Source organism: Lutibacter sp. (assembly GCF_041596795.1).
GTDB lineage: Bacteria > Bacteroidota > Bacteroidia > Flavobacteriales > Flavobacteriaceae > Lutibacter.
In genome coordinates this window covers 1-20,283 of record NZ_JBFHHX010000053.1, presented here as the reverse complement: position 1 = coordinate 20,283, position 20,283 = coordinate 1, and the positions used below count along the sequence as shown (strand labels likewise).

The 20,283-nt window shown below is 32.4% G+C and carries 5 protein-coding genes; all 5 read left to right on the top strand.

The annotated features are described in order from the left end of the window. On the top strand, positions 1 to 1,040 hold a 1,040-nt coding region (locus tag ABY298_RS08060), incomplete at its 5' end, for a T9SS type A sorting domain-containing protein (RefSeq protein ID WP_372745511.1). Positions 1,041 to 1,357: 317 nt separating this feature from the next. Further along, entirely contained in the window at positions 1,358 to 6,232 is a 4,875-nt protein-coding gene (locus tag ABY298_RS08055; RefSeq protein WP_372745510.1) for a LamG-like jellyroll fold domain-containing protein, read from the top strand. A 439-nt stretch (positions 6,233 to 6,671) separates the two neighbouring features. Beyond that, positions 6,672 to 7,814 (top strand): hypothetical protein, encoded by a 1,143-nt coding sequence (locus tag ABY298_RS08050; RefSeq protein WP_372745509.1) that lies wholly within the window; start codon positions 6,672 to 6,674, stop codon positions 7,812 to 7,814. A 419-nt stretch (positions 7,815 to 8,233) separates the two neighbouring features. Next, positions 8,234 to 11,752 (top strand): M14 family zinc carboxypeptidase, encoded by a 3,519-nt coding sequence (locus ABY298_RS08045; protein ID WP_372745508.1) that lies wholly within the window; start codon positions 8,234 to 8,236, stop codon positions 11,750 to 11,752. A 54-nt stretch (positions 11,753 to 11,806) separates the two neighbouring features. Continuing rightward, positions 11,807 to 19,900 carry a GEVED domain-containing protein gene (locus tag ABY298_RS08040; RefSeq protein WP_372745507.1) on the top strand — a complete coding sequence of 2,698 codons (8,094 nt, stop codon included), beginning with the start codon at positions 11,807 to 11,809 and terminating at the stop codon, positions 19,898 to 19,900. The last annotated feature ends 383 nt before the right edge of the window (positions 19,901 to 20,283 follow it).

Here is a 20,283-nt window from a genome sequence, read left to right as displayed (position 1 = left end):
TTTTAGATAATGCCAATTCAATAAAAGATGGAACCTTATATTTTTGGGAACATTATGGGGGAGATTCTCATAATTTAAAAGATTATCAGGCTGGTTATGGCTTGTATAATTTAGGTGGTGGAACTCCTGCAAGTGCACATTCAAATGTAAGTAGTTTGGGGTCGTCTGTAAAAACTCCTAAAAGTTATATAGCTGTTGGTCAAGGCTTTTTTGTAACTGGTGATAGTGATGGTGGGCAAATACAATTTAATAACGGACAACGTGTATTTCAGGTAGAAGACAGCGTAAATTCGGTATTTATGAAAGGGAATGCAAGTACAGCATTAAAAACCACTAACGATGAAAGATTAAAAATTAGAATTGGTTTTAATTCTTCTAATATAGATCACAGGCAAATATTATTAACAGTTGATGAAAGAGCTACAAAAAATGTAGATTGGGGATTTGATGCCGAAGTATATGATTTATTAGATGATGATATGTTTTGGATGATTAATGATAAAAAGTTTGGAATTCAAGGAATAAATGAAATTACTAATGATATGGAAATTCCAGTAGGGATTAAAACAAAATTAGGCGGATTGTTAAATGTTAAAATAGATTCTTTAGAAAATATTGCAGGAAAATTTGAAATCTATTTTAAAGATACTGTAGATAATTCTTTGGTTCAACTTACAAATCAATCGCTTGATATAAATTTAACTGCAGGAGAATATTTAAATAGATTTTCACTTGTTTTTAAATCAACAGAAGTAATAAATGAAGAAGCTGTAAGTATAGAAACTGAAGCTTTGATTTTACCTACAAACTATGAAATATTTATGAATAATGAAATTTCAGAATTACAAATCCGGAAAAAAGAATCTTTGAAAATTAGTACAGCCACAATTGTAAACTATTTAGGTCAGGTTGTTAAAAATATTCAGGGAGAATTTGAAGATACTAATATATCAATTCCTGTTAATTTAGCTTCAGGATTGTATTTTGTTCAATTAAATTCTAACCAAGGAATTATAAATAATAAAATTATAGTTAAGTAAATATACTATTTAGTAAAACTTTATTTAACACTGAAAATTAGGTAGTTATAAATATATTTAATAAATTTGATAGTTCAAAACCCCTATAACATGAAAATACATCTACACAATTTTATACTCCAAAAATTCTAAATTTTAAAAAATTATAGAGTGTTTTATAAGTTGTAACTTATAAAAACAGTTAGCCCCATTATTGGTATGTAGTATCAAAAACACCACTATTAATTTAATTATTTAACTTTTTAAAAATTAATGAATCTATAAGAGTTTTTACTTTATAATAGCTTTTTTAAAATAACATTACAAACCCCTATGTTATGAAAAAAACAATTACCATTTTAACATTTTTGTGCTTTTGGTCTTTTATGGCAAATTCACAAACAACAATACATTCCGCAAGTTTTGAGTTGGATTCAGATAGCTGGACAGATGGCGCTGGGAATGATTTTAATTGGACTAGAGATTCTGGAGGAACACCTTCTGGAAGTACTGGTCCTTCAACTGGTGCAGCCGGATCATATTATATGTATGTTGAGTCTTCAAGCCCAAATTATCCCAACAAAACGGCTAATTTAGTTAGTCCTTCGTTTAATTTAACAGGAACAACAAGTTCTAACTTTGCTTTTTCGTATCACATGTATGGAATTGATATGGGAACTTTAGCAGTTGATATTAGTACTAATGGAGGTACATCATTTACTAATAATATTTGGTCACAATCTGGGCAAGTGCAAACTGGTAATGGAGCAAGTTGGACAACAGTAAATTTAGATTTAAGTGCATATGTAGGTCAAACAATTAATATTAGATTTAGGGGAACAACTAATAATGGTTACAGAGGAGATATGGCAATAGATAATATATCTTTAACAGTAACCTACGCTTCAGGTCCTGAAATTGAAGTTTTGGGGAATGGCATTTCTATAACAGATGGTAATACTTCTCCAACTGCTACCGATAATACAGACTTTCAAAATGTGTTAATTTCTACCTATATCGAAAAAACTTTTACCATTAGCAATATTGGAACTTCAACATTAAATTTATCAGGTTCGCCTATTGTTTCAATTTCTGGAAGTTCTTTTTTTACTGTAGTTGTGCAGCCAAGTTCTTCAACTATTGCAAGTGGTGGTTCAAATTTAACTTTTACCGTTAGGTTTAATCCAACTGCTTTAGGAACTGTGCAAGCAATAATTTCAATAGCAAATAATGATAGCAATGAAAACCCTTTTAATTTTACTATTCAAGGTACAGGAAGTAGCGCTTCGGCTTTTATTGGTCCTGGAGGTGTAAATTCCGATTTAGGTTTGTGGTTAAAAGCCAATGATGGTTTAAGTTACTCTGATGGAGAAAGTGTTTTAACTTGGACAGATAATGGAACTGGATCAAACGCAGTTGTTAATTTAACCTCACAAGCTCCAAAATTTAATGATAATGCAACAAGAAATATTAATTTTAACCCAATAGTTGATTTTAGTAATACACCTAATGCTCCGTACGAAACAAATTACAATTATACGCCTCAACAGTATTTACAAGGTTCATCAGGATTTTATACGCAAGATATTTTTGTTGTGGCAATTCCAAATAGTACTGTAAGTAGTTCTTTTGGAGCAATGGATATGTTTTGTGGCGATGCTGATACCTCACAAAATACAGATAAAGATGTTACCGGTATTGGCTGGGGTAATTATTCAGTAAGATATTCTAATGAAATGCTAGCTTTTGCTATTTCTTCAACGGCAGATGCTGCTTCTACTCCAGTAAATAGTAGAGGTTATGGTGTGGCTCATGTAAGCACAACTGATACGTATGATAATGTTGGGATTATTAACGCTAAAAACAATGCCGATACATCGCCAAATGGACAGTTGTTGAATTATAATGGTAGAAATGTTGGAAATACAGAGGTTGGAGTTCCTCAGTTTGTAAACGTTAGTAATTCTAAATATTGGATTGGTAGAAGTCAATCGTACCGTGGAAGTTTTGATGGTAGAATTTGTGAAATTATTACCTATTCATCTAAAAAAGACGATGCAAATGCAAGAGTAAAAATTCAAAGTTATTTAGCTATAAAATATGGAATAACATTACATACTGGTTCAAATTCTAGGTTGGCAGATGTAAATTATTTAGATTCTAATAGCTCGGTTATTTGGGATGTTACAGCTAATAATGGATTTAATTATGATATAGCTGGAATTGGGCAGGATAATCAATCTGAATTAAATCAAAAACAATCTAAAAGTGTAAATTCAGGTAGTTTAGTTGCTATTGGATTGGGCGAAGTAGCATTAACCAATAATTTAAATCCTAATAATTTTAAAACTGATAGAGATTTTTTAGTTTGGGGAAATAATAATGGTAATTTTAATACAAGTTCAGAAGTTTCCAGAAGTGTAAATTTAAGTGGCTCAACAACTACATTTACACCAGTTTCAAGAAAATGGAAAATAATTGAATCTCAAAATGATGTACCAGAAGTTGTAATATCAATTCCTACAGCTAGCCTAACAAGTAATATTGCATTAGCCGCAAACGAGGAATATATGTTGGTTGTATCTAATGACTCAAATTTTGCAGCTGCTAATATTATTGATGTTGTACCATTAACGGTGAACGGTTCAAATTCTGAAGTTTGGTACGATTTTGATAACACTAAATACTTTACCATTGCAAAAGCAACCAGAGTTGTTGAAAAAAGAAGATTAGATTTTAATACTGGCGAATTTATTATTGGTGATAAAAATTTAGAGCTAAGTTCAGATTTTACGGTTTCTGCTTGGATACTTAACAACGGAAATGGTGGTAGTTTTATATCAAAAGGAACTGGTTATAATTTAAAAGTTAACAGCAGTAATTATATTGAAGTTGCTTGGAACGGACCTAATCAATTTACATCAAACAATGCAATACCAGATTCAAAATGGCATCACGTAGCATTAACTTTTAGTGCTGGATCTGCCAATTTATATATTGATGGTGTTTTGGATAAAACTGTAAATGCGTTAAGTAACCCAACAGTGTCTAACTATAGATTTACAATAGGTGCTTTATATTTAGATAAAGCAAATATTACTTCTTTTGATGGAGCTGTAGATGAGGTTAGATTATGGAATACAAGCCTTTCAGTTACTGAAATTAGATATATTATGAATCAAGAAATTGAAAATTTTAGTACCGTTGTTAATGGTAAAATAATTCCAAATTCTATTTCAAAAAATGATATTAGCTCAAAATCATGGAGTAATTTAAAAGCCTATTATGATATGAATTCATTCTACGGAACTACCGTTGAAGATAATTCTGATAATAAAAATTGGGCAAGAATTAAATACCTAACTATAGATAAACAAATAGTTGAAACACAAACAGCACCGCTTCCGTATGAATCTTCATCAAATGGAAATTGGGATACACCAGCAACTTGGTTAAATAATGCGGTACAATATTTACCAAATTCATCGGTTTTTGGAACTCCGGTTGATTGGAATATTGTGGAAACTAATAACATTATTAATGCAACCAGAGGAGTTACTGTTTTAGGGCTATTAAATAATGCAAATGAATTATCTATAAATGCCGATAATCATTTAACAATATCACATTATTTAAAATTAAATGGTGTAATTGATTTAGATGGTGAATCGCAATTAGTGCAAACAACTGGCAGTGATTTGGATAATGCAAGTACAGGTTATATTGAAAGAGATCAGCAAGGTACAGGAAATAAATACAGATATAATGTTTGGTCTTCGCCAGTAATAAAAACAGGTTTTTCTGCGGGAACTACATTTACCATAGCTGATATTTTACAAGATGGAACAAATGCAGCAGCTCCTGGAGCTATTGTATATAATAATAGTACGTATGATGGAGCAACGTCTCCAATGACCTTAAGTACTTATTGGATGTATAAATTTGCAGACTCTCCCGATGGAGATTATAGCGCTTGGGAACAAATTAGAAGTACTGGAAATTTAGTAGAAGGAGAAGGTTTTATTATGAAAGGAACCGGAGAACCAGGTTCATCGGACCAAAATTATGTGTTTGTAGGAAAACCTAATAATGGAGATGTTACTTTAACAGTTTCAGGAGGGAATGATTACTTAGTTGGTAATCCTTATGCTTCTGCAATAGATTGTAAAAAATTTATTTTAGATAATAGTCCAGCTGGAACCGGTTCTATAACAGGAGCAATCTACTATTGGGAGCATTATGGTGGAGATACACATAACCTATTAGGATATCAGGCTGGTTATGGAACTTATAGCTTAGGTGGTGGAATTAAAGCTTCTGCTCATCCAAATGTAAGTTCTGGAGGAACAGCAATTAAAACACCTGGTCAATATATTCCTGTGGCTCAAGGATTTTTTGTACAAGGAGATGCTGATGGCGGAGAAATTATTTTTAAAAATAGTCAACGCGTTTTTGAAACCGAGGCAGGAGGAAGCTCTGTTTTTATGAAAGGTGTAAGTGGTAAAACAACAGCAACAAGTAAAGTTGAGGCCGATACAAGACCAAAATTTAGAATTGGGTTTGATGCTCCAAAAATTGATCATCGTCAATTACTATTAACAATAGATGAACTTGGATCAGATGGTTACGATTGGGGTTATGATGCTGAAATTTATCAAATTTTTGAAGATGATATGTATTGGTTAATTGAAAATAAAAAGTATGTTATTCAGGTCACTAACGTAGTAGAAGTAAATAAAGAAATTCCTGTAGGTGTTATTACAACAGCAGGCGGTGAAATTAGTATTATGGTAGATGAAATAGAATACAATGAAGACGATTTAGCTGTGTATTTAAAAGATAATGACACTAATGAAGAATTTGATATTACCAATGCTGCTTATAAAGTAGATTTACCGGCGGGAGAATATCATGATAAATATTCAATTACTTTTAAACCAAATACATCTCTTTCGGTGGAAAATGAAGTTTTAAATACTAATTTTTTAATTTACTTTAATAAAAATGATAAATCTATTGTGATAAATAATAATGAACTACTAAAAATAAATGGAATTAGCTTATATAATATTTTAGGTCAAAACATTGATTCTTTTGAGGTAAATAGTTCGGTTAAGCAATCTAACCTTTCTGTAAATGTTTCTGCTGGGTTGTATATACTTAAAGTTGATACTGAGGATGGTTATTTTACAAAAAAAATGGTTCTAAACTAAAATTTGGAGTATAAAAACAAAAAAGGGAGGCAAATTTGCCTCCCTTTTTTGTTTTTACAACGGTTTATTTTGCTTTTTAATGTTGGTTTAAAAGGAAAAAATAGGTTAAAAAACAAATAAATGGTATGTTTTTTACAACAAATGGTAATTTTATTAATTTTTGGCATTTTTTAGAATTTTCTCAGTAATATCAAGGGCTTTGGATGTTGTATGGTACTATAAAACGTAAATTAAAATAAATAAATGGTATGTTTTTTACAATAAATGGTAAAATAAACGTGATTTATCTTTTTTTATATGTTTTTAATACTTAAATTTATGGTATAAAATAAAAAACATCTTACTAACCAAGAAAAAGTTTAATTTGTTTCTAACTAAAATAAAAATTTGACAAAAAAACTATTTCAATTTTAATATAACATACTAAAACCCCAATGTTATGAAAAAAATTACTTTTATTATTCTTTTAAGTTTATGCTTTTCAACTCTTACTTACTCAAGCAACAAAACTGAAACTCCAGCAATAAAAAATACATCAATTTTTAATAAGCCAACTTCAGTTTATGGAGGTGATACAAGACCAAAATATAGAATTGGATTTAATGCTCCAAAAATAGATCATCGTCAAATTTTACTAACTATTGATGAAAAAACTACAGATGGTTTTGATTGGGGTTATGATGGTGAGATATATCAAATTTTTAGCGACGATATGTATTGGTTAATCAATTCAAAAAAATATGTAATTCAAGCTACTAACTTAGTATTTGTTGGAAAACAAGTTTCCTTAGGTATAATTACTGCAGGTGGTGATATTACAATAAAAATAGATGAAATTGTGAATCCAATAGATGGTATAAAAGTTGGTTTAATAGATAAGGTAACAAATATTGTATATGATTTACAACAAGCTGATTTTACAATTAATTTAGCTGCTGGAGAATATCATGAAAGATTTGCCATTACATTTATAAGTGCAGTAGAAACTACAACAACTGAAGATGCAACTGTAGCCGATACTACTACAACTTCAGATGCAAATACATCTACAGATACCGATACAAGTTCTTCAACTGATTCTAGTACATCTAGTGAAAGTGATACAACAACAGCAGATAATTCAACAAGTACTGATGATACAACAACTGCAGATTCATCTACTGAAAATAGCACAACAACAGAAAGTGATACAACAACCGCAAATTCATCTACTGAAGATAGTACTGTGGCAGAAAGTGATACTGTAACTGCAGATTCATCTACCGAAGATAGTACTGTTGCAGAAAGTGATACAACAACTACAGATGAGGCTGCTTTTGAAAATGAAAAAGAAGATAAATTAAAATTGGTAATTTATGTAAATAAGAATGGAAGTTTATTAAATATAAAAAATCAAAAAGAACTAAAATTATACAATGTAGTTTTATATAATAAATTAGGACAAAACATTAATAGCTGGAGTATTAATTCTAATTCAAAAACAACCGAGTTGTCGTTAAATCAAAGTGATAGTGTATGTTTGGTGCAAGTAAATACTGAGTTAGGAAGAGTTATAAAAAGAGTTTATATTAATAATAAATAAGTGAGTAAATAAATAATGTTTTTAGTTTAAAAACCCGTAAATCAAATTTGGTTTACGGGTTTTTTTGTTTTAAATATTATAGGTTACCGTTATTATGTATTAAAAAGTTTATTTTTTTTGAAAAAAAAGTAAAAATTAACATAATTTAAGGTATGTAATTCAAAAAAATATATAGTGAGACTTCTGTTGATAAACACAACTAATTGTACATATTTTCAAATAAATGGTATAAAAACATAAACAAACGGTTAATTAGTGTTTTTTAAAACATACTAATTAGCTAATATTCAACAAGTTGCAGTCTTATTTTTTTAAAAAATAGCTTGATTATTTACGCAAAATATTTATTTTTGGTTTCGTTAAAAATTAATCCAGTAAAATTTGGATTACTATTTAAACCCTAAAATATTTATTTTTCTATGTCCGCCTTTAAACCCCAATTTAAACAGTTGTTGGTAAGCACCTGTCTTTTAGTTTCGTTATTTGCATTTTCTCAAAAAAGTCAACAATCACAAATTATTTCAAAAAGGATAAAAATAAATAATCCTTCTTATTCTGATTTACTTCAAATTAAAGAAGTGGGTATTGATTTAGCTTGTGGAGCTGCAAGAGATGCAAATAATAATTTAGTATTAGAGCTTGGTGAAAGTGAACTAAATGGGTTAGATAGTAAAAGTATTAATTACACTGTTTTAGTTGATGATTTAATTGCTTATTATAAAGAAAAATCAAAAACAGAATTACCCTTAGCAAAAAAGCAGCTGGAACAAAAAAAAGCAGCATATGCGCTTTCAAGTAAATCTATAAGTACAAAATCTGAAACTATAGATAACTACGTGCAATATGAAGGAGAAAGCGAAGTTGATTGGGCAATACCTCAAAATTTTTCTTTAGGAAGCATGAATGGTTGCTTAACTTATAGTGAAATGCTTACCGAGTTAGCTAAAATGAAAGCATATTCTGATGCAAAAGGGTTGAATATAATTTCTGCAATTACCGATGCTTCTCCATCAAATCAAAAAACACATGGAAACTCATATACTAAAAGTGGTACTTATGACGAATGGTCTGGGCAGCCAATTTACTATGTTAGAATTTCAGATAATGCTAGTACTGATGAAGCGAATGAACCAGAATCGTTATATACTGGTATGACCCACTCACGTGAAGTTAGTAGTATGATGAACTTAATTTACTACATGTGGTATTTATTAGAAAATTATGAAACAGACCCAGGTATTAAAAACTTAGTTGATAATCATGAAATGTATTTTATACCAGTAGCAAACCCAGATGGGTTAAGGTGGAACGAGGAAATTTCGCCTAGTGGAGGAGGTTTGCAACGTAAAAATCTAGGTCCTTACAATACAGGCGAAAACACTTTAAGAGGTGTTGATTTAAATAGAAATTACAATTATTTCTGGGGGTCAAATTCAATTTATGGTGGATCTTCAGGTACAGTAACTGATGATACCTATAGAGGTCCAACTGCGTTTTCTGAACCGGAAACTCAAATTGTAAGAGATTTTTCGGCTACAAGAAACTTTAAAACAGCCATGAATCATCACGCATACTCTAATTTAATTCCACATGCGTATAATGGATATCCTGCTGCTCCAGCTTCTGGAAGAGAAAGTGAATATGCGAAATTTTGTCATGAAATGACGCGTTACAACAGGTATATTTATGGAGAAGCTCCAGATGTTTTAACCATTGCAAATGGAGATATGAGTGATTGGATGTTAGGAGGTGTTGCTGATGTTAATGGTTCTACGGGCTCAGGTAAGGCAATATTAGCATTAGCGCCAGAAAATGGTTCTTGGAACTCAAGTGAGGAGGGTGGTTTTTGGCCAGATTCTGATAAAATTTATGAAATTGCACAAAGAGCCATGCGTATGAATTTTATGAACGCCTATTTTAGTGGTAAGTTTGTGCAGTTTCATGACTTAAATCCTTCAAGTATAACCGCAACCGCTGGTAATTTAAAATTTGGATTAGAATACTTAGGGCAAACACTAGGTAATATTACTTTAACCGTAACACCTATTTCTTCAAATATTACCTCAATAACTTCCCCAGCAATACAAACTAGCTGGTCTAAATTGGAACAACGAAACCTTGATGTTCCTTATGTGTTAAATGCATCAATTCAGGCAAATGATTTAATAGAGTTTCAAGTAACCGTAAGTAACGATGATGGTTATGTAATGTATAAAGCCAATATTATAAAATATTACAGCCCATCTATATTGTTTAGTGATGTTTCGGATCCTACAAGCCTAACTAACTGGACATCTACTGGCTCTTGGGGAGTAACTTCCGATGCATATTCGGGTACTTCAGCAATAACAGATTCTCCTTCTGGAGCTTATTCACATAGTAGAACCAGTACAAATAATAATTTAGTATTAAAAAACAGTGTTAATTTATCTAGTTCTCAGTCAGTTATAGTGCAATTTTACGCCAAATGGGATTTAGAGCGTAATTTTGATTATGTACAATTACAAGGATCTACAAACGGAAGTACGTGGACAACTTTGACTGGAAAATACACAAAACCAGGTTCTTCCTATTCAACAAACAGATATAGTAGTAGTAATAGTACAAACACTAGTACTGGTAAATCAACAACCGATCAAAATAACCAACCTACAGGTGAGGCTTTATATGATGGAAATACGCTTAATAAATGGGTAATGGAAGAAATTTTTATTGATGAAACCAATAATAGCTTTTTGCATCAGTCATCAACTGCAAGGTTTAGATTTATTTTAGATTCTGATAGTACTAATAGAGCAGATGGTTATCCAACTACATTTAATGGGTTTATTTTTGATGATTTTAAAATAATTAGTGTTCCATGTACAATTGGTGTTCCAACAGGCCTTACAGCAACTTCAATAACAGATTCAGGCGCTACACTAAATTGGGTAGATTATCCAGCTCCCTTATATGATGTGCGTTATAAATTGTTGAGTTCATCAACATGGACAAGTGTATCTGATATTTCTGGTACAACATACAATTTAACAGGGTTAACTTCTAATTCAGATTATGAAGTTCAAATTAGATCTAAATGCGATGGAACAACATCTGAATATTCTAGTTCAATTTCCTTTACAACTTTAGTTACACCTCCTTGTACAGGAAGTGAAGTTATATCCTATCCATATTCTGAAAGTTTTGAAAACACCTTAGGCCTATGGTCACAAGGAACCTCAGATGATATTGATTGGTCACTTAATAGTGGTTCAACTTCATCCAATAGTACTGGTCCATCTTCTGCGGTGAATGGGTCTTATTATTTATATACAGAAGCAACTAATAACAGTTATAAAGAGGCTGAACTTATAAGTCCGTGTTTTAATTTAACAGGTTATAAAAATGCAAAAATTAGTTTTTATTATCATTGGTATGGGTCAAATATTACAACAGCAAGTTTAATATTAGAAGTTTCAACTGACAATGGCATCACATATACTTCTATATTCACAAAACCTACAGGAAGTGCAAGTGTAAATAGTTGGGAATCGGTTGTAGATATAGATTTAAGCGCCTATAGCGGACAAACTATTAAATTAAAATTTACTGGAATTACGGGTAGTGGATTTAGGAGTGATATGGCAATAGATAATTTTTCTTTAACCGCAGAGGTAGATAGCTCTTTAGGGGTTGAAGATGAAATATTAAGTGAATTTCAAGTATATCCAAACCCGTCATCAACCGGAGAAATAAACATTAAAATGCCAAGTGAAATTAATGAGTTTTCTTTAACAATAACAAATATATTGGGTCAAAAATTGATAACCCAACAAATTAATAAAGTATATAACAATATTCATACTATTTCCACAGCTCTTTTTAAAGAAGGTGTTTATTATATATCTGTAGAAACAGATTTAGGAAAAGCAACTAAAAAAATAGTATTAATTAAATAGCGTATAAGCTATAGAATAGTTTAATCAAACTGAATAAAATTAACCCCAAACCCTATGAAAAAATTTAGTTTATTTATAGTTGTAATTGTAGCACTATTATTTAGTTCTATTGGTAGTGCGCAATATTGTGATTCTTATGGAAACACATTTTATGATACCGGTATTACTAGGGTAAATTTAAATACTATTAACAATGACGATGTTACAAAAAACAATGGGTATGAAGATTTTACCTCACAATCAACAAGTTTAACTCAAGGCATATCATACCCTTTAACTGTAAATGTAAATACAGATGGTAACTATACTGTTGAAACGAGAGTTTGGATTGATTGGAATCAGGATGGTGATTTTTTTGATACTAATGAGGAATATGATCTAGGAACTGCAAATAACGGTACTAATATTGCAACAGATAAATCCCCCTTAAGTATATTGGTTCCTAGTACGGCTAATTTAGGTCCTACAAGAATGCGCGTTTCTGTTAGATTTAGTTCTGCACCTTCAGTTTGTGATACAAATTTTGATGGAGAAGTAGAAGATTATACAGTTAATATAGTTTCAGCAACTCCAATGCCAGAAATTAATATACAAGGTTTAGGTAATACAATTTTTACTGGAGATAACACGCCATCAACTACAGATGGTACAGACTTTGGAAGTGTATTAACATCATCAGGAACCCAAGTAAGTACATTTACAATACAAAATGCAGGCACCCTTAATTTAAGTTTAACAGGTGCAAGTCCGTATGTTACTATTAGTGGTGCAAATGCATCTGATTTTTCGGTAACTGCAATACCTGCAGGCAACATTGCTGGTGGAGGAACTAATAGTACTACATTTCAAATAACTTTTGACCCATCTGCTACAGGTGTTAGAACGGCAACGGTTTCCATTGCCAATAATGACACCACCGGCGGAGAAAACCCTTATACCTTTACTGTTCAAGGAACAGGAATTTCAACCTTAACTTATTGTAGTTCTTATGGCAGCACATCTGAAGATACCGGTATTACTAGGGTAATTTTTAATACTATTGACAATGCCGATGTTACAAAAAATACTAGTTATGAAGATTTTACTGCTATATCTACAAATGTTACTCAAGGCACATCATACCCTTTAACTGTATATGTTAATAATGGTGAATACCAGAATAATAAAAATAAGTGGAGGCATAATAACAATACTTATGTTTATGTTTGGATAGATTGGAACCAAGATGGTGATTTTACCGATACTAATGAAGAATATTATTTAGGAGCTGGAAGTACTACCAATGGTGCAACATCGTTATCACCATTATCAATTACAGTGCCTGTGGGTGCAGCTACTGGTGCAACTCGTATGCGAGTTTCAACAAAATATGATGATTCAACTTTTACTAGTTGTGATACAAATTTTGATGGAGAAGTAGAAGATTATACTGTAAATATTATTAGCGGTTGTTCTACCTATAGTTTAACTAATACAGCCATTGTAACCACACCAATTTGTGCTGGTACTGCAGCAACGGTACGTTTAACAGGTACTGCAGCAAATTTACCAACGGGTAGCTATACCGTAACTTATAATTTAACTGGTACCAATACCGCAACAGCTAATACCGCAACAATGACAGTTTCTACAGCGGGTACAGGTACTTTTACTACTAGTAACCTTGCTTATAGTGGCATTACTACAGTAACTATTACAAATTTATCCAAAGGTACTTGTAGCAATGCTATTAGCACCAACAGAACCGCAATTGTAACTGTTTTAGCAGCACCAAGTCAACCAAGTACTATTACAGGAAATACCGTACCGTGCCAAGGTTCATCACAAGTATATTATGTTGAATATACTTTGGGTGTTTTTTACACTTGGACATTACCAACTGGTTGGACGCAAACAGCTGGTGGAAATACCAATTCAATTACTGTAACAGTAGGTTCTGGTTCCGGAAATATAACGGTAACACCAAGTAATGGTATTTGTACTGGTACTTTAAGAACGCTTGCAGTTACACCAAGTACTGTGCCGGCTCAACCAAGTACTATTACTGGAAATACATCTGTATGTCAAGGTACAACTGGTGTAACCTATAGTGTTACTAACGTTTCAGGAGTAACTTATAATTGGGTGTTGCCAAGTGGTTGGACAAAAACAGCAGGAGGTACAACAAATTCTATAATTGTAACAGCAGGTACAACCGGTGGTACCATTACAGTTACACCATCAAACGCTTGTGGTAGTGGTACAGCTAGAACATTAGCTGTTGCAACAACAACAGTACCTTCTCAACCAAGTACTATAACTGGAAACACATCTGTATGTCAAGGAACAACTGGTTTAACCTATACTGTTACTAATGTTTCAGGAGTAACTTATAATTGGGTGTTGCCAAGTGGTTGGACACAAACAGCAGGAGGCACAACAAATTCTATAACTGTAACAGCAGGTACAACCGGTGGAACCATCACAGTTACACCATCAAATACTTGTGGTAACGGAACAGCCAGATCATTTGCTGTTTCAACTACAACTTTACCTTCGCAACCAAGTACTATTACAGGAACTACAACACCTTGCCAAGGTACATCTCAAACATATAGTGTAACCAGTGTATCGGGTGTTTCCTACTCTTGGACATTACCAACTGGTTGGACACAAACGGGAGGAACTACAACAAATAGTATTATAGTAACCGTAGGCTCAGGTTCAGGAAATATAACGGTAACTCCAAGTAATGTTACTTGTACAGGTACGCCAAGAACGCTTGCAGTTACACCAAGTACTGTACCGACACAACCAAGTACTATTACTGGAAACACATCTGTATGTCAAGGTACAACTGGTTTAACTTATAGTGTTACTAATGTTTCAGGAGTAACTTATAATTGGGTGTTACCAAGTGGTTGGACACAAACAGCAGGAGGCACAACAAATTCTATAACTGTAACAGCAGGTACATCCGGGGGAACCATTAGAGTTACACCATCAAACGCTTGTGGTAGTGGTACAGCTAGAACATTAGCTGTTTCAACAACAGCAGTCCCTTCGCAACCAAGTGTAATTTCAGGAATTTTATCTCCGTGTGTAGGTTCATCACAAACGTATAGTGTAACAAGTGTATCTGGTGTTTCCTACTCATGGGCATTGCCATCAGGTTGGACTCAAACAGGAGGTGGAATTACAAATTCAATTACGGTAACTGTTGGATCTGCAGGAGGCAACATTGTTGTAACGCCTTCAAATACTTGTGGTACTGGAACATCAAATTCTATTAGTGTTACCACTACTGCTGCACCAACAATAGATAGTACAACTCCAGATACACGTGAAGGAGCAGGTGTAGTAACTTTAGGAGCAACTGCATCAAGTGGTATAATTTCATGGTATGCTGCTTTAACAGGTGGTACTGCTTTAGCTACAGGAACATCTTATTCACCTACAGTTTCAGCTACAACAACATATTATGTAGAAACTAATAATGGTACTTGTACATCAAGTCCTAGAACTCCAGTAACAGCAACTGTATTAGCGGTGACTCCGTTTACAATTTATTACGAAAATTTTGATGAAAATAACGGTACTTGGGTTATGACAAATACTGGATCTGGTTCTGTTTGGGCACATGGTACTGGATTAGCAGCTTCTAGTGAAAATGCGGAGGGAAGCTATTGGTATACGAATAACTATAATAATTATGCAAATAATTCGTACACATACGCAACTAGTCCTATTTTATCGAGTGTTGGTTATACAGATTTAACCTTTAGTGCAGACGTGCGTTACAATTTAGATGCAGATACTAATGATGGTGTTAGGGTTGAATACAGGAAAAGAACATCTGGAACTTGGGGTTCTTGGTCTGTTTTAGGTTCTTACAACAGTGGGATAAATTGGTACGATGGAAATGGTAATGTGAACGCTATTGCAGCTGGTTCAAATGGGTGGACTGGAAACACAGGTAATATTACTGATTCAACTATTGATAATAACAATTTTTTTGAAACTGCCACAAACCCTTTGCCTACCGAATTAAATAATACTGATGAATTTCAAGTGCGTTTTGTTTTTGCTTCAAACGCTAATACTACAGATGATGGTGCCGCATTTGATAATATTTTAATTTATGGAACGCCTATTACTCCAACACAACCTGTTTCTGGACCAGGTTCTATGAATAATAATTTAAAGTTATGGTTAAATGCCACTTCAGAGATTGGAGTTATAACAAGTGGTACGGATATTACTAACTGGCAAGATCAAGCATTTAACAACCATGCAAATGGCTTAACAACTAATAGCCCTTCATTTGAAAATAGTAGTACTGAGAACATTAATTTTAATCCAGTGATTAAATTTGATAGGAGTTCAAAAGAATATTTAAGAGGTAAAGGAGGTTATTTTTCACAAGATTATTTTGTGGTTGTTAAATCAAATGGAACGATAGATAATACAGGAACTAACAGACAGGTTCCAATTGCTGGGCGTGTTTCAAAAGACAGTCCTGATGTAGATGGAACCGGTTTAGGATTAGGAAGTATTTCTCTGCGTTTTACAGATGAAGTGGTGGCACACATGTCTTCTTCTGTGCCTACAACTCCTTCTGCATCTTCAGAGCAACAATATGGAAGAGCTTTCACAAGCACAACCAAATCATACATAGATGAAGTGATTATTTATAATGTAAAAACAAATAGCACGGGAACTCAAACAGAAATATATAAGAATGGTGTAAAAATTGATAATACTAATGGCCAATCGTATAATCAAACTACTAATACGTATGGAGGTGATCTTAATTTCTCTGAGTTTTCTAATCAGCAGTTTTATGTTGGTGTTGGGCGTTTTTCGTTAAATGGAAATGTTGACGCATATGTAGATGGTAAAATCACCGAAATTATTAGTTATGGAGCAACTAATACAACTTTAGGACAACAAAAAATACAAAGCTATCTGGCTATAAAAAATGGAGTTACATTGGGGGCTGATGGTCAAGCAACTCAAAATTATATAGACTCAGCAGGCAATATTATATGGAACACTACTGCCAATTTGGGTTATAATTACGATATTGCTGGTATTGGACGTGATGATAATTCAAAATTAAACCAAAAACAATCTAAAAGTGTAAATGATACAAATGCAATTACCATTGGTTTAAACGAGATTGCTGCAACTAACTCTGCAAATACAAATACTTTTACTACAGATAAAGATTTCTTGGTTTGGGGACATAATAATGCAGCATTAAGTGGTTCAACAGTGTTATCTGTTAATTTAGGAGCGCCTTCAACTACAGTAACTACTATTTTCGATAGAAAATGGAAAATTGTTGAAAGTCGTCCAACCGCTTCAAATGATATTTTAGATGTTAAAATATCGTTACCAACCGCTATATTACCAAGTAAATTAAGCACGCAAGAATATGCTTTAATAGTATCATCATCAGCTGCTTTTGGAGCAAATGATATTGTAGATATTATTCCATTGAAAGAAAATGGAACTAACCATGAAACTTGGTACGATTTTGATGAAACAAGGTTTTTTACTTTTGGTATTGCTTCAAGAAATACAGGAAAGTATAATGTTTCTTTTTCATCGGGAGATTATTTAGTTGGAGAAAACGTTGTTAATTTAAATTCAGCTTTTACAGTTTCGGCTTGGGTAAGGAACTTAGGTGCTGGAGGTACAATTGTATCTAAAGGAACGGCGTACGATTTTAAATTAAATAGCTCTGGTAATGTTGAAGTTCGTATAAATGGAACTTTAAGAGCAACATCAGTTACAGCTATTAAAGATGCAAAATGGCATCAAATAGCAGCGGTAAATAATGGTAGTAATTTACTTATTTATGTTGATGGAATTTTAGATAGCACGCATACTGTTGCTTCGCCTACAAATACAACAGATAGGTTTGCTATTGGTGTAGTTTACACCAATAAAAAAACAATTTCAACACCGTTTAATGGTGATATTGATGAGGTTAGAATTTGGGATAGTGCTTTAGCACAAAATCAAATTCAATTTATAATGAATCAGGAAATTGAAAATTTATCAGCAAAAGTAAAAGGTAGTGCTTTACCACAAACGGTAACTTTAAATACTATAAGTTCAGTAGATTGGTCTACAATTAAAGTTTATCATAACCTTAATAATTTTTATGGAACTACGGTTGAAGACGCTTCAAACAATAAAAATTGGTTGCGAATAAAATACTTAACTGTTGGTAAAAATATTATTTATAACCAAACAGCGCCTTTACCATATGTTTCAACAGCTAATTTAGATTGGGATTTAGAATCTACATGGGTAAATGGAACTACACAGAAAATTCCTGGATCAGCGTCTATTGTTAATTCAGCTGTTACTGTTGATTGGAATATAGTACAAATAAGCAGTAATGTTACAGTGGAAAATACTAGTTTACCAACAGCTAATTTAGGAAATAGAAAGTTGCTAGGTTTGTTAATTGATTCAAGTAAGCAACTAACGGCTATAGGAACAAATCCAACTACAACAGATGCGTACAGTGGTACAGGAAATGGTTTAACAGTGAGTCATTATTTAAAAATTGATGGGAAACTCGATCTAAATGGTGAATCACAATTAATTCAAACCACTGACAGTGATTTTGATAGTGCTAGTATAGGAATTATAGAGCGAGATCAACAAGGTGTTGGAAATAAATACAGATACAATAAATGGTCTTTTCCTGTATATACTGGCACTAATAGTACTGTGGGCAGAAATTATACAACTGTAGCCGCATCATTAAGAGACGGAACGGATTCTACAAACCCACAAACTATTACTTTTAATAATACTGGATACGATGGTGCAACAACAACACCAATAACCTTAAGTACTTATTGGATGTATAAATATGCAGATGCTCCGGATGGAGATTATAGTAAGTGGCAACAAATTAGAAGTACAGGAGAGTTATATTCTGGCGAAGGTTTTATTTTAAAAGGGCCAGGAACCATTTATGATCAAAATTATATAATTCAAGGTAAACCAAACAATGGTACTATTACTTTACCTATAGGTGCAGGAAACGATTATTTAGTTGGGAATCCTTATCCATCGGCTATAGATGCGTACCAATTTATAGATGATAACCCACAAATTACAGGGCCATTGTATTTTTGGGAGCATTATGGGAATGATTCGCATATTTTGGCGCAATATCAAGCGGGATACGCAACTTTAACCAAAGCAGATGGAGTAATTGCAGCATCGCATTCAAGTGTTAGTAATGCAGGAACAGCAACTAAAAAGCCGGGTAGATATGTTCCTGTTGGGCAAGGCTTTTTTGTTTATAGTGAAAAAGGTGGTACAATTACATTTAATAATAATCAAAGAATTTTCTATGAAGAAGAGCCAAGAACAGGATCTAATTATGGTTCGGTATTTATGAAGGGTACTACAAACTCTAAAAATTCATCTGAATCAACATTAAATAATTCAAATTTAGATTTAAGACAAAAAATTAGATTAGGTTTTACGGGTTCTAAAATTAATTATCGACAAATCTCATTAACTATTGATGAAAATACGACCGATGAAGTGGATTATGGATATGAAGCAGAAATTTATGAAATATTTGGAGATGATATGTTCTGGGTTATTGGAGATGATAAATATGTTATTCAAGCTACCAATGAATTATCTATAGATAAAGAAATTCCTTTAGGAATTATTACTAGTGGTTCAGCAATAAAAATTAGTGTTGATTCTGTAGAGAATTTAAGTGAAGCAACCAATATTTATATTAAGGACAACACAACTCAACAAGTGGTGGATATTACAACCACTCCTTTTGAAATTACTTTACCAGCAGGAGAATACAAAACTAAATATTCATTAGTATTTAAAGATGCAAATTCTTTAAGTGTTGAAGACGAAATTTTACAAGCTGGCACACTAGTATATATGAACAATGCAAGTTCTGAGTTGCAAATAACAAACAATTCAGGTACTGTTATTGATTGGGTTATAATCTATAATCAATTAGGTCAGGTAATGAAACATTATAAAAACACTTCAAAAGAAAGCGCATTATCAATCCCAATGAATGTGAGTTCAGGCGTTTATTTTGTTACAATAAATACTGAAAAAGGTAGCTTCAATAAAAAAATAATTATTCAATAATTTAGACTTTAAAGCTCTTTAAACAACCCTCAGCATTTAGTTATGTTGAGGGTTTTTTTTGCGTTTGTTATGTTTATATTATAAAATACTTCCCACTAAAGGAGTTTGTTTCTCAAATTTTAATAAACGAGGTAAAGGTTTCTTTGTAATAGACAGTTTTTATTTTGAGGCAATTTTCGTATTAAAATGGGTTTTATAAAAATAATTTTATCCTTAGGTTCACTATTTCAAATAGTTGGTAAATGGTAGGTGTAAAAAATATTTATTCGAGAGCAATTAACGCTGATTATAGTAAAATTGAGCTTTGTGGCGCTGGTAAAAGGTTAATAAGTCTTTTGATGGAATTGTAAAAGCTTATAAAATAAGTAGTTGATGTGATTTTT

What these genes read in the sequence shown, in the direction of transcription:
- ABY298_RS08040 (WP_372745507.1), top strand. Translation starts at nt 11,807, where the DNA reads ATGAAAAAATTTAGTTTATTTATAGTTGTAATTGTAGCACTATTATTT.
- ABY298_RS08045 (WP_372745508.1), top strand. Translation starts at nt 8,234, where the DNA reads ATGTCCGCCTTTAAACCCCAATTTAAACAGTTGTTGGTAAGCACCTGT.
- ABY298_RS08055 (WP_372745510.1), top strand. Translation starts at nt 1,358, where the DNA reads ATGAAAAAAACAATTACCATTTTAACATTTTTGTGCTTTTGGTCTTTT.
- ABY298_RS08050 (WP_372745509.1), top strand. Translation starts at nt 6,672, where the DNA reads ATGAAAAAAATTACTTTTATTATTCTTTTAAGTTTATGCTTTTCAACT.